The following is a 12,114-nucleotide window of genomic DNA, read 5'->3' on the forward strand; positions in this document are numbered from 1 at the left end:
GGATGGCAGGACGCGACGGCCGGGAAAGCATTGGGGCAAGCAGTCAGGGAACCAGGGCCCGTCCCGGCAATCGGCGCGTGGCGCAGTGGGCCCGCGACTATGTCCGGCTGCCCGGAATTCCCGACGAATATATCGGCCAGGATGGCGCGCCCCGCGCGGTCTGGACCCGGTTCTTCGATGCCTTTGCGAGCCTGAGCCCCGCCGATATCGAGCGGCGTTTCGGTTCCGCCGACCGGCATTTGCGGGAAGCCGGCGTGACCTATCGCGCGCCCGGCGAGACCGCCGACCGGCTCTGGCCGCTGAGCCACCTGCCACTCCTGATCGACGAGGCCGACTGGCAGCAATTGACCGCGGGCATCGTGCAGCGCGCGGAATTGCTGGAACTGGTGCTGAACGACCTCTACGGCGAGGGCCGGCTGGTGGCGGAGGGCGCGATACCCGCCGCGGCGATTGCCGGCAGCACTGAATATCTGCGCTCGGTGTGCGGCGTCAAACCGCCGGGCGGCCGCTATCTCAGCATCTATGCCGCGGATGTCGGGCGCGGGCCCGATGGCCGCTGGTGGGTGCTGGGCGACCGCACCCAGGCGCCATCGGGCGCGGGTTACGCGCTGGAAAACCGGCTGGTGTTGTCGCGCGCCTTTACCTCGCTCTACAAGTCCATGAACGTCGAGCGCGTCGCGCCGTTCTTCGAGGCGTTCCGCGACAGTCTTCGCGCCAGCGCCGACCGTGACGAGCCGCGCATCGGATTGCTGACGCCAGGCACCTTCAGCGAAACCTATTTCGAACATGCCACGCTGGCGCGCTATCTCGGCTTTCTGCTGGTCGAGGGCGACGATCTCGCCGTCAGCGGCGATCGCATTCATATCCGCACCGTCGCCGGCCTGAAGCGGCTCGACGTGCTGCTGCGCCGGGTCGATTCCAATTCGCTCGATCCGCTGGAGCTCGACGCGTCCTCGCAGCTCGGTGTGCCCGGCCTGATCGACGTCGTCAGGAAGAACGGTGTCGTGATCGCCAACATGCCGGGCTCGGGCGTGATGGAAGCGCGGGCGCTGCTGGGATTTCTGCCCAGCCTGAGCCGGCGCTTCTTCGGCGAGGACCTGAAGATGCCGCATATCGCGACCTGGTGGTGCGGCCAGAAAGCCGCGCGCGAGGAAGTGCTGTCGCGGCTCGACGAATTCGCCATCGAGGGCGCCTATGGCAGGGGCGTTCCCGGTTTTGGGAAGGGACCCGTGCTCGCCGGCGAATTGTCGACCAGCGAGCGGGAACGGCTCAAGTCCGCGATATCGGATCGCGGCATCGATTATGTCGGCCAGGAACTGGTCCGGCTGTCGACCACACCGGTGTGGGACAACGGCCACATCACGCCGCGCCCTTTCGTGCTGCGCGTGTTCGCGGCGGCAACGGCCGATGGCTGGACCATCATGCCCGGCGGCTTTTGCCGGATCGCCGATCAACCCGATGCGCGTGCGGTATCGATGGGCGACGGCGCCCGGGCGGCGGACGTCTGGGTCGTGTCCGACAGAGCAGTTTCGACCGCCACCCTGCTGCCGGGTGTCGACACCGTGCGGATCCGGCGCATCGCCGGCGTGGTACCGAGCCGCGCCGCCGACAATCTGTTCTGGCTCGGCCGCTATCTGGAGCGCGCCGAGGCGACGCTGCGGCTTTTGCGGGCGCTCGGCATGCAACGCGATGCCGGCAAGGGATCTCCGACCGTGATGCCGGCGATCGAGCGGGTGCAGCGGCTACTGGTGATATGGGGTGCGGCGTCGCAGACCTCGCGGTCGCAGCCCGCCAGGGTCGTGGCCGAGGCGCTGCAGAGCACGGAAAAATTCGGCTCTGCCTTGTCGCTGGTGCGTTCGGCGCAGCGAACCGCGACATCGCTGCGTGAGCGGCTGTCGCCGGACGCCTGGCAGGTGATCACCGAAATGTCCGAGCGGCTGGCGCGGGAAGTCGAAGACGACGACGGCATGATGATCGCCGCCGAGCTGACGCTGCAGGAACTCGCGAGCTTCGCGGGACTCGCACAGGAAAACATGAACCGCGCCGCCGGGTGGCGTTTCCTCGAAATGGGCCGCCGCGCCGAGCGCGCCATCAACACCGTGCGTTTCGCGCGCCAGTTCGCCTATGACGAAGCCGTCAGCGAGGACCTCGATATCCTGCTGACCCTGGTCGACTGCCAGATCACCTACCGTTCGCGATACCTCGTCGGACCCCTGCTGCCGCCGGTGCGCGACCTCGTGGTGCTCGATCCCTATAACCCGCGTTCGGTCGCGTTCCAGGTCTCGGCGCTGAACGATCACATCGCCAGCCTGCCGACCCTGAAGGAAGGTGGATTGATCGAGCGGCCGCAGCGGCTCGCGGTGGCGCTGCAGGCGATGCTGACGACGGCCGAGGCGGCTTCGCTCGACACCAAGACGCTGTTCGCGCTGGAGCAGGACCTTCTGACGCTGGCCGATGCCATCGGCTCGCATTATTTTCCGCACGGGCCCAATGCCAGCCGGCCTGAAAAGCTGACGGGCCTCGCGTGATCTACGACATCCGTCACGTCACCACCTATTCCTACGAAAGCCCGGTGAGTTACTCGCGGTGCTCGCTGCGGCTGGAGCCCAGGACCGGCGATGGACAGCAACTGGTCTCGCATGCCGTCGAGATCCGGCCGAAGCCGGCGGACCGCGCCGTCAGGCATGATTTTTTCGGGACTCACACCGAGATCATCGTGATCGAAACCTCGCACCGCAGCCTGCGCATTGATTCAAGGTCGCGGGTGTCGGTCTCCCGAACGGCCCCCGGCCGCGCCGCGCCAAGTCCGGAATGGGAGGGCGTTCGCGAAGTGGCCTTCGAGGCCACCAGCCTCGGGCCGGACTCGCCGATCGGATACATCTTTGCCAGTCCGTTGGTGCCGGTGCAGCAGCCGGTGACGGCTTACGCGTCGAGGAGCTTTCCGAAAGGCGCCGGCATCCTCGCTGGCGCGGTCGATTTGATGCACCGGATCCGCACCGAATTCAAATACGACCCGAAGGCCACCGTGATCTCGACGCCGCTGGCGGAAGTGTTCGAGAAACGTCACGGCGTCTGCCAGGATTTCGCCCATGTTATGATCGCGGGGCTGCGCGGCCTCGGTCTGCCGGCGGCCTATGTCTCGGGCTATCTGCGCACCAACCCGCCGCCGGGCCAGCCGCGGCTGCAGGGCGCCGACGCCACCCATGCCTGGGTCGCGCTGTGGTGCGGCGAGGGATTGGGCTGGATCGGTTTCGATCCGACCAACAACATCCTGGTCGAGAACGATCATATCGTGCTGGCGGTAGGGCGGGATTTTTCCGACGTCTCGCCGGTCGACGGCATCATCGTGGGGTCCCGCAAGCAGAAGCTCGCGGTGGCGGTCGACGTGCTGCTGGTGGGATGACGCAAGCTCGCAACCCGAACCTGAAAGTTCATGACGTCATCATCCTCGGCGCGGGCGCCGCGGGCCTGATGTGCGCCGGCGTCGCCGGCCAGCGCGGGCGCTCGGTGCTGGTGCTGGAGCAGGCGCGGCAACCGGCCGAGAAGATCCGTATTTCCGGCGGCGGGCGCTGTAATTTCACCAACCTGCATACGACCCCGGCGAATTTCCTGTCCGACAATCCGCGGTTCTGCCATTCGGCACTGAGCGGTTTTACCCAGCACGATTTCATCGCGATGGTGGAGCGATACGGCATCGCCTTTCACGAGAAGACGCGCGGGCAATTGTTCTGCGACGGCTCGTCGCGGCAGATCATCGACATGCTGCTGGAGGAATGCCGCAAGGCCGGCGCGCAATTGCGGCTGGGCGTACGCATCTCCGCGATTTCGAAAGCCGACGACGGGTTTGTGGTGGACACCGACCAGGGCGAGTTTCGCGGCCGCGCGCTGGTGGTCGCGACCGGCGGTCCCTCGATTCCGAAAATGGGATCGAGCGGATTCGGCTACAAGGTCGCCGAGCAGTTCGGCCTGGAGATCGTGCCGCCGCGCGCGGCACTGGTGCCGCTGACCTTCGATGCGGCGCTGCTGGCGCAGTTCAAGGAGATGTCGGGCGTCGCGGTCGATGCCGTCGTCAGTTGCGGCAAGGCACGCTTCGACGAAGCGCTGCTGTTCACCCATCGCGGGCTGAGCGGTCCGGCGATCCTGCAGATCTCGTCCTACTGGCGCGACGGCCAGGACATCGTCATCGACATGGCGCCGGGCACCGAGGTGCTGGCCGGGCTGAAACAATTGCGCCGTGATCATCCGAAGCAGGAGTTGGCCACCGCACTTTCAGGCCTGTTGCCAAAGCGACTGGCGCGTATCATCGCGGACGCGGTCGCAGGACCGGAACGTCTGGCCGATTTCTCCGACAGACTGTTGACGAAAGTCGCCGCCGACGTGACGCAGTGGCGGGTGCGGCCCAATGGCACCGAGGGCTATCGTACCGCCGAAGTGACGCTCGGCGGCGTCGATACCGCGGGGCTGTCCTCGAAGACATTCGAGTCGAGATCAGTGCCCGGGCTTTATTTCATCGGCGAGGTCGTCGACGTCACTGGCCACCTCGGCGGCTTCAATTTCCAATGGGCTTGGTCATCCGGCGTGGCTGCAGGGCGATGCGTCTGAGGAGAGGCCGCACCAAAAACGCGGTATTAGCCGCGATCTGTCTTGGACTTCGACTGCCGCAGCGTCTCAGGCTGCGTATTGCGCACGGCCTCGGCCAGCATCTCGCGCAGCTCAGCCTTGGTCTTCGGAGGTTCCTTCGTAAAGGACTTTTGCCATTGTGCCATCCCAATCATATGGGGATGCCGGAGGGGGAATTAAACCCCCGCGAAGCCCTTCCCGCGGATAATTCATGGCCGCTTCTGCTCGCCGGCTACTCGCGCGCCTTCAAGTCCCGACCCGAAGCGAGGCACGCAGTTTGCGCAGGCAGGCGATGACCGAGAGGGCGGTGATCAAACCTGTCTTCGGGTTTTCCGACGGGATGTTCTCGATCGACATGGAAAAGCGGGCGGAATCGGAGTCTACCTCGATCCGGTGCATGTTGCGCGTCACGGTGGGATCGGCCCAGATCTCGATGGTCGTGCGGTCGGGACCGATCCCGGCCAGCGACAGGGCCGCGGCAACATTCACATTGGCCGGAAATCCGCGTGCCGCTTCGCGCGCCGATCCGTCGAATATCCTGAGCGGCTCGGTGAGTCCCTCGATGCCGATGTTGTTTGCGACGATATAGGGCGCGCCGGCGAGCCCGCCGGGCGGCTTTCGGGTGATCATCCGGACCGAGTGGATTTTTCCGACTGCCGCGGCAGTCACGGCGTCGAGGCCGATCAATGCGCCGGTCGGCACCACGATCTGACCGCCATGCTGCTTCGCCAGCTCAATCAGATCGTCGTGGTCGAGCAGCGCACCCGCGCTGAGCACCACCGCGGTTTTTCCGGCACGTACGAACGGCGCCACGATCGACCTGACCAGGTGGCTCGGTGCGCATTCGATGACGATGTCGGCGACATCGACGAGCGCCGCGATCGGCAGCATGGCAGGCGGCCTCGCCAGGCTGGCCAGCCGGCCGCGGTGCTTTTCGGGGTTTTGCACCGACACCGCGGTCAGCACCAGGCCGTCGATCCCCCGGTCCAGCGCTTCGACCACCTTCGTTCCAATGGCGCCGAGCCCGACCACCGCAATGCGCAAATCAGGTCGCACGGTCTTCTCCCAATTTGCCATCAAACTTCATCTCAGAAATCCGGCTCTTCCTCGGCCACCCGGTTCTGGTGGCGCAGATGCTGCCATATCGCGAGCGCAACCGAGAGTGCGGCCGCCACCAGCAGTCCGCCGGAGATCGGCCGCGTCAGGAACAGCCATGGGCTCGGGTCGGTCATGATCGCGCGCACCAGGTTGATCTCGATCTGGTCGCCGAGGATCAGCCCCAGGATCAGCGGCGCCAGCGGAAAGCCGAGCTTGACCAGAACATAGCCGACCACGCCGAACAGCAGCAGCACGTAGACGCTCTGCATGGTGTTGTTGAGCGCGTAGGCGCCGACCACGCAGAGCACCAGCACGACCGGCGCCAGTACCGCCATCCGCACCGAGGTGACGCGCAGCATCAGCGGCATCAGCACGACGCAGATCAGCAGCATGCAGGGATGCGCCAGGATGTAGGCGGCATAGATACCGTAGGCGAGGTCGGGGTTTTGCGAGATGAACAGCGGCCCGGACTGAATGCCGTGGATCGTCATCGCGCCGAGCATGACGGCGGTGACGGCGTCGCCGGGAATGCCGAACGCCATGATCGTCATCAGGGAGCCGCTGACATTGGCGTTGTTGGAGGCTTCCGACGCGATGATGCCCTCGGGGTGGCCCTTGCCGAAACGCTCCGGCGTCTTCGAGAATTTCTTGGCCTGGTCATAGGCCATCACGCTCGAGGCGCTGCCGCCGATCGCGGGCAGGATGCCGATGATCAGGCCCACGATCGTCGACCACGCCAGCAGGAACGGCTGCCTGAAGATTTCCAGGTTGACCTTGAGGTGCGAGAAGCGCTCGAGCTTGACCCCGGCCAGCGATTCCACCGGCTGGCCGCGCGGCCCATTGAGCTTCTCCAGATCGGTCATGATCTGCGCGAAGGCGAAAATGCCGATCAGCACGGGCAGGAACGGAAAGCCGCCGCCGATGAATTCCGAGCCGAAAGTGAAACGCGGCACGCTGCCGATCGGATCGTGGCCGACCACCGTGATCAGCAGCCCGATCGCGGTCGAGAGCAGCCCCTTGAGCAGCGAGGCTTCGGTGAGCCCCGCCACCATCGCCATCGCCAGCACGAACAGCGAGAAATACTCCCACGGCCCGAATTCCAGCGCGATCGCTGCCAGCGGCCCGGTCAGGAACACCAGGAACAGGGCGCCGAGCAGGCCGCCCCAGACCGATGCCCACACCCCGAGCCAGATGGCGCGGCCGGGCTCGCCGTTGCGCGACATCGGAAAGCCGTCGAAGGTAGTTGCGATCGACGCCGGCGAGCCGGGGATGCCGAGCAGGCAGCAGGCGATCAGGCCGCCGGTCGAGCCGCCGACATAGACGCCGGTCATCGCCGCCAGCCCCGCCAGCGGATCGAGCCCGTAGGTGAACGGCAGCACCACGATCACCGTCATGGTGATGGTGACGCCCGGCAGCGAGCCGCCGATCACGCCGATGAAGGTGCCGGCAAACAGCGGCAACAGATATTTCCACTGTGCGATATTGACGAGGCCGTTCGCGAGCAGATCGAGCATCTAGAAGCCCGTCCATGCGCCGCGCGGCAGCAGCACCAGCAGGTATCGCTCGAACACGAAATAGCTCACCAGGGCGGTGCCGACCGCGATCGCAGCGACAACCAGCCATTGCCGCATGGTTCGCGGCCGGCCCAGCGCGGCCTGTAGCGCGCCGACGAACAGGAGCGTGGCGACGCGAAATCCCAGCAGCGGCAGCAGCGCCACATAACCGCCGACGATCGCGAAGGCGATCACGACCAGCCGATAATTTCGCCGTGGCATGTCGCCTGCTTCGACCGTGACCGGCGCCCGCTTCATGAGGTCCTGCAGCACCAGCAGCGCGCTCGCGACCGCCATGAAGGACAGGACAATGGCCGGGTAAAAGCCCGGCCCGACCGGAACAATCGGAAGCGACGGAAGCTGGAACGACTAGACCAGCAGTACCAGGCTGAACGCGAGCAGGACCAGCCCGGCAATTCCGTCGCGGCCGATACTCATTTCTTGATCAGGCCGAGATCGGTCATGATGGCCTTGCTCTCGCCGTCGACCTTGGCGAGGAATTGGGCGTAATCATTGGCATTGAGATACGCCACGCGGGTGCCTTGCAGCTTCATGGCCTGGGCGAATCCCGGCTCCTTGACCGCCTTGGCGCAGGCTTCCTCCAGCTTGGCGCGCACCGGCGCCAGCGTTCCCTTCGGCACCAGCACGCCGCGCACCACTTCGTACACGATGTTCATGCCGAGTTCCTTCAGCGTCGGCACGTCGGGCGCTTCCGGATCGCGCTTCTCGCTGGCGATCGCGATGAAGCGCAGCACGGCGGCCTCGACCTTGCCCTTCTGCGTCAGGTTGGAATCCGTGAGGTTGATGTGGCCGCCGAGCAGCGCGTTCATGCGCGGCGCCAGGCCGTCATAGGACACGAATTTGAATTTGATGCCGGCCGCCTTCTCGATCATGGCCGGGAAGATATGGCTGGTGGAGCCCAGCGTGGCGCCGACCGTGATCTCGCCCGGCCGCTTCTTGGCGTCGTCGGCGAGCTCCTGCCAGTTCTTCCACGGTGTCTTGGCGCTGGCGGTCAGGACCGAGGGCGTCGCCGCGACCAGGCAGATCGGCTCGAAGTCGCTGTATTTGACGTCGCTGATCCCGGCATAGAACGTCAGATGGATATAGTCGTGCACCGCATAGACCGTGTAGCCGTCGGGCGCCGACTTCTGCGCTTCGCGCGCCCCGACGGTGCCGGAGGCGCCGCCGACATTGGCGATGACGACCGGCTGGCCGAGCTGCTTCTGAAATTCGACGGCGAACGGCCGGAAGATGTTGTCGGTATCGCCGCCGGCGGCCCATGGCACGATCATCTTGATGGGGCGGTCGGGATATTGCGCCATCGCGGGCGTGGATAATGCAGTCAGCATACCGGTCAGCACGGCAGCGCCGGCCAACGTCACGAACGTCCTTGCCATCCGTCTTCTCCCCTGTCGTTTTGTCGGGCCATTCAGGCTCTCGACAGGGATGATAACAGCAGGGCCGGGCAGGGGATAGCCCCGCAGCGCAGGCGGATGCCGGCGGGCCGTCACGTCCAGGGGCAGGGCACAGACCCAAAAAACCCGGGGCGTCGGCGACGGGCCGCCTTAGTTCTTGATGAAGGAAAACCGAGCCCGTGAACGGCTTGGGGGACAGTTGATCAGGTGACGCTGAGAAGGATCATTCCGGCCACCGTAACGATGCGTGCGAGGTCGGCCCAACGGCGCTCACCCTCGTAGCGTCCGGCCGACCGCCAGACGCCGACCGTTACGACGAAATTGTAGGGAAGTGAGAGCGCGTAACCGACGACAAGGGCCGCGACAATCTGGTTGTCCATGATCAATACCAGAAACAGGATTGACGTCGTCAGGTTGACCGCAATTCCGCCGGTCACCGCCCATTTCCAGAACGCCTGCGCTAATGGCAGGCCTCCATTCCAAAGGCGCCGCAAGGTGTTCATGTGGACCGACCCGGTACCGGAGGGCAATGCACCGAATCCGAGAATAGAGCGGCGGTCGGCATGATGGTGCGCGGCTCATGTCGAGAGTCCAGATTGAAGGCTAGCTTGGCGTCAGCCTTTGCGCCAGCGTGCGCAACGACAACTGTTCGTAGCTCGTGATCTGTCGTGTGTTTGTAGCTCGTGAAGTGTCGTGTTTTTGGTGCCCGGAACAAAGGGGGCACGATGGGCACGGCATCCATTCACGAGGGTGTACGACGGATGGGGTTTTCGAGTTTGCTGGATCGGACGGAGTCGAAGGAACTGACGCAGGAGGCTGCTGCAGAGCTTCTCGGCATCAACGTACGGACATTTCAACGTTGGGCGGAACGCTATGAGGCGGAAGGCGGCGAAAGTTGCTAGGGCCAGCACGTGACGCGATCATCCCGGAGCACTTGGTTCAAGAGACGATGAGCTGAGCCTGGCCGCTCCCGCCGCCGCTGGTAATAGGGCAGACTCGTTTCCGGTGTGCCTGCCGTTGCCGGCGTTTCGAAGTGGCACATCTTTTCAAGTCAGTTACCGATCCCCGTTGCCCTACGGATACGCCTTTAACGGATGGTTCGCTCTTTTCTGACCATCATTCCGTGTGCGGTGTTGCTACCGCGCCCCAAATCAATCAATCCGGAGAGAAGACGTGAACAATTGGTCAACGAAGATGCTCGTTTCTGGACTGACAGCCATGTTCGTATGCACAGGCGCTGCCATGGCTGCCGATGGCGCGGGCAAGGAAGATGCTATCGCGATGGTCAAGAAGGCCGTCGGCTTCATCAAGGCGCAGGGTGCCGAGAAGGCCTATCCTGAATTCACCGGCAAGGCCGCCGGCTTCGTCGATCGCGATTTGTACGTTGTGGTCTACCAGCTCGACGGCAAGGTGCTGGCCCACGGCTCCAACCCCAAGTTCGTCGGCAAGGACCTGATCGATGCGCAGGACGTCGACGGCAAGCTCTATGTCAAGGAACGGGTCGAAATGGCCGCCAAGCAGCCTTCGTTCTGGCAGGATTACAAGTTCGTCAATCCCGTGAGCAAGAAGGTCGAGCCGAAGCAGATGTACTGCGAGAAGGTCGACAACACGGCAGTGTGTGCGGGCATCTACAAGCTCTGACGCACGACAATCAATATTGCCACAGCGACCGCCGCCTCGAAGGATTGATATGTTCGGCTGGATCAAGAATATCGGACTGTCCTGGAAAGTTCAGCTCGCGCCGTCGTTCCTGATCCTGGTCCTGATAGGCGTCGGCGTCTACGCCTTGCAGGCGCTGCGGGCGAACCAGACCGCGGTCGATGCCTTGGTCGCGGGGCCGATGCGGCAATCGGAACTCGCCAACGAACTCACCACCACGACCTGGATGGCGCACGCCAAGCTGTACCGGCTGGCGGCGACCGCGGCCAATGAAACCGATACCAAAAAAGTCGATGCCATCGCCAAGGAAGCCTACGCTGCCGCCGCGAAGATCACGGAGGCCCTGAAGGCGGTCGAAGCCGCCCAGGGTGAAGCGAAACCGGATGGCAAACCGGATGGTTTGCAAAAGCTGAAGACGGCCGTCGCCGGTTATCTCAAGCAATCGAAAAATGCCATCGAGATGGCCGACGGCGATACCGGCTCGGCGATGATGTTCATCAAGAGCGCGGAACGGAATTTCGCCGATATCGACAAGCTGACCGACGACCTGATCGCGCGAAGCAGCGACAGCAAGGATCGCGAGATTGCCGGTGCCGGGATCAAGCTCGAGCAGCAGCAATTGACGCTGATGGCGGTGCTGCTGTTGGTGGCCTTCGCCGGCATCGTGGTTTCGTTCCTGATCGGCCGCAATATTTCCCGTCCGGTGGTCGCGATGTCGAAGGCAATGCGCGAACTCGCGGTCGGCAATTTCGATGTGCAGCTGCCGGGCCTCGAGCGCCGCGACGAAGTCGGCCAGATGGCCCGCGCGGTCGAGGAATTCAAGGTGCAGGCGATCAGCAAGGCCGAACGCGAGACCGCCGAGCGCGAGGAGAAGAGCCGCGAACTGGCGGTCGCCCGCCGTGCCGAATTGCATAATCTGGCCGAGAGTTTTGAAGCCGCGGTCGGCAGCATCATCGAAAACGTCGGTGCGGCATCAAGCGAACTGGAAAATTCGGCCGTCATCCTGACCAACAGCAGTTCGGCCAGCCAGGATCTCTCGGCGGTGGTCGCGGCGGCCTCGGAGGAAACTTCCGCCAACGTGCAGTCGGTGGCATCGGCCACGGAAGAAATGGCTTCTTCCATCCACGAAATCGGCCGGCAGGTCGCGGATTCCAGCCGGATCGCCACCGAAGCGGTCGAGCAGGCCGGAAAGACCGACGCGCGGATCGCCGAATTGTCGCTGGCCGCGAGCCGCATCGGCGACGTCACCCAACTGATCACCACGATCGCGGCGCAAACCAATCTGCTGGCGCTCAATGCGACTATCGAAGCCGCCCGCGCCGGCGACGCCGGCCGCGGTTTTGCCGTGGTCGCGCAGGAGGTCAAGGCGCTGGCGTCGCAAACCGCCAAGGCCACCAGCGAGATTTCGACCCAGATCGCCGGCATGCAGGCGGCCACCCAGGACTCGGTGGTCGCGATCAAGGAGATCTACGGCACCATCGGGCAGGTCTCCGAGATCGCCTCGGCGATCGCCGCCGCCATCGAACAGCAGGGCGCGGCGACCCAGGAAATCGCCCGTAACGTGCAGCAGGCGGCGGTCGGCTCCACCCAGGTCGCGACCTCGATCGCCGATGTCAACCGCGGCGCCGGCGATACCGGCACGGCTTCCTCGCAGGTGCTGGCGTCGGCGCAGTTGCTGTCCAACGAGAACAAGCGTCTCAAGGCCGAAGTGGTCAAATTCCTCGCCACCGTGCGGGCTGCGTAGCCTCCTGTCAGGTGATAGTCTTCGG

Annotated in this window: 11 protein-coding genes; 6 read left to right on the plus strand and 5 right to left on the minus strand. The window is 64.6% G+C overall.

What is annotated here, in order from left to right:
* The first annotated feature begins 2 nt into the window (after nucleotides 1–2).
* The 3 genes from Q8N40_RS00760 to Q8N40_RS00770 are packed head-to-tail and all read left to right on the plus strand — an operon-like array spanning nucleotide 3 to nucleotide 4,602.
* A complete protein-coding gene (locus tag Q8N40_RS00760) occupies nucleotides 3–2,528 on the plus strand; it encodes a circularly permuted type 2 ATP-grasp protein (RefSeq protein ID WP_305710451.1) in 2,526 nt (841 codons plus the stop codon).
* Nucleotides 2,525–3,403 (plus strand): transglutaminase family protein, encoded by an 879-nt coding sequence (locus tag Q8N40_RS00765; RefSeq protein WP_305318362.1) that lies wholly within the window; start codon nucleotides 2,525–2,527, stop codon nucleotides 3,401–3,403. The genes Q8N40_RS00760 and Q8N40_RS00765 overlap by 4 nt, the downstream gene beginning before the upstream one ends.
* Nucleotides 3,400–4,602 carry an NAD(P)/FAD-dependent oxidoreductase gene (locus tag Q8N40_RS00770; RefSeq protein ID WP_305318361.1) on the plus strand — a complete coding sequence of 401 codons (1,203 nt, stop codon included), beginning with the start codon at nucleotides 3,400–3,402 and terminating at the stop codon, nucleotides 4,600–4,602. The genes Q8N40_RS00765 and Q8N40_RS00770 overlap by 4 nt, the downstream gene beginning before the upstream one ends.
* A 264-nt stretch (nucleotides 4,603–4,866) precedes the next feature.
* Here Q8N40_RS00770 and Q8N40_RS00775 read toward each other — a convergent pair whose 3' ends face one another.
* The 5 genes from Q8N40_RS00775 to Q8N40_RS00795 form a co-directional block, all read right to left on the minus strand.
* Nucleotides 4,867–5,676, minus strand: a complete 810-nt coding sequence (locus Q8N40_RS00775; RefSeq protein ID WP_371135581.1) for an aspartate dehydrogenase — start codon at nucleotides 5,674–5,676, stop codon at nucleotides 4,867–4,869.
* A 32-nt stretch (nucleotides 5,677–5,708) separates the two neighbouring features.
* Nucleotides 5,709–7,232, minus strand: a complete 1,524-nt coding sequence (locus Q8N40_RS00780) for a tripartite tricarboxylate transporter permease (RefSeq protein WP_305318358.1) — start codon at nucleotides 7,230–7,232, stop codon at nucleotides 5,709–5,711.
* Nucleotides 7,233–7,616 carry a tripartite tricarboxylate transporter TctB family protein gene (locus tag Q8N40_RS00785; RefSeq protein ID WP_305710467.1) on the minus strand — a complete coding sequence of 128 codons (384 nt, stop codon included), beginning with the start codon at nucleotides 7,614–7,616 and terminating at the stop codon, nucleotides 7,233–7,235.
* Nucleotides 7,617–7,705: 89 nt separating this feature from the next.
* Nucleotides 7,706–8,668 carry a tripartite tricarboxylate transporter substrate binding protein gene (locus tag Q8N40_RS00790; RefSeq protein ID WP_305710453.1) on the minus strand — a complete coding sequence of 321 codons (963 nt, stop codon included), beginning with the start codon at nucleotides 8,666–8,668 and terminating at the stop codon, nucleotides 7,706–7,708.
* Nucleotides 8,669–8,889: 221 nt separating this feature from the next.
* A complete protein-coding gene (locus Q8N40_RS00795; protein WP_305710454.1) occupies nucleotides 8,890–9,189 on the minus strand; it encodes a hypothetical protein in 300 nt (99 codons plus the stop codon).
* 258 nt (nucleotides 9,190–9,447) lie between these two features.
* Between Q8N40_RS00795 and Q8N40_RS26625 the strand changes: the two genes are divergently transcribed.
* The 3 genes from Q8N40_RS26625 to Q8N40_RS00805 all read left to right on the plus strand — a co-directional run bounded on the left by Q8N40_RS26625 (nucleotide 9,448) and on the right by Q8N40_RS00805 (nucleotide 12,089).
* Entirely contained in the window at nucleotides 9,448–9,588 is a 141-nt protein-coding gene (locus tag Q8N40_RS26625) for a helix-turn-helix domain-containing protein (RefSeq protein ID WP_371135582.1), read from the plus strand.
* A 292-nt stretch (nucleotides 9,589–9,880) separates the two neighbouring features.
* Entirely contained in the window at nucleotides 9,881–10,327 is a 447-nt protein-coding gene (locus tag Q8N40_RS00800; RefSeq protein WP_305318354.1) for a cache domain-containing protein, read from the plus strand.
* 49 nt (nucleotides 10,328–10,376) lie between these two features.
* A complete protein-coding gene (locus Q8N40_RS00805; protein WP_305318353.1) occupies nucleotides 10,377–12,089 on the plus strand; it encodes a methyl-accepting chemotaxis protein in 1,713 nt (570 codons plus the stop codon).
* Nucleotides 12,090–12,114 lie beyond the last annotated feature (25 nt).

Source organism: Bradyrhizobium sp. (genome assembly GCF_030693485.1).
Lineage (GTDB): Bacteria > Pseudomonadota > Alphaproteobacteria > Rhizobiales > Xanthobacteraceae > Bradyrhizobium.

What these genes read in the sequence shown, in the direction of transcription:
- Q8N40_RS00760 (WP_305710451.1), top strand. Translation starts at nt 3, where the DNA reads ATGGCAGGACGCGACGGCCGGGAAAGCATTGGGGCAAGCAGTCAGGGA.
- Q8N40_RS00770 (WP_305318361.1), top strand. Translation starts at nt 3,400, where the DNA reads ATGACGCAAGCTCGCAACCCGAACCTGAAAGTTCATGACGTCATCATC.
- Q8N40_RS00780 (WP_305318358.1), bottom strand. Translation starts at nt 7,232, where the DNA reads ATGCTCGATCTGCTCGCGAACGGCCTCGTCAATATCGCACAGTGGAAA.
- Q8N40_RS00790 (WP_305710453.1), bottom strand. Translation starts at nt 8,668, where the DNA reads ATGGCAAGGACGTTCGTGACGTTGGCCGGCGCTGCCGTGCTGACCGGT.
- Q8N40_RS00795 (WP_305710454.1), bottom strand. Translation starts at nt 9,189, where the DNA reads ATGAACACCTTGCGGCGCCTTTGGAATGGAGGCCTGCCATTAGCGCAG.
- Q8N40_RS26625 (WP_371135582.1), top strand. Translation starts at nt 9,448, where the DNA reads ATGGGGTTTTCGAGTTTGCTGGATCGGACGGAGTCGAAGGAACTGACG.
- Q8N40_RS00800 (WP_305318354.1), top strand. Translation starts at nt 9,881, where the DNA reads ATGCTCGTTTCTGGACTGACAGCCATGTTCGTATGCACAGGCGCTGCC.
- Q8N40_RS00805 (WP_305318353.1), top strand. Translation starts at nt 10,377, where the DNA reads ATGTTCGGCTGGATCAAGAATATCGGACTGTCCTGGAAAGTTCAGCTC.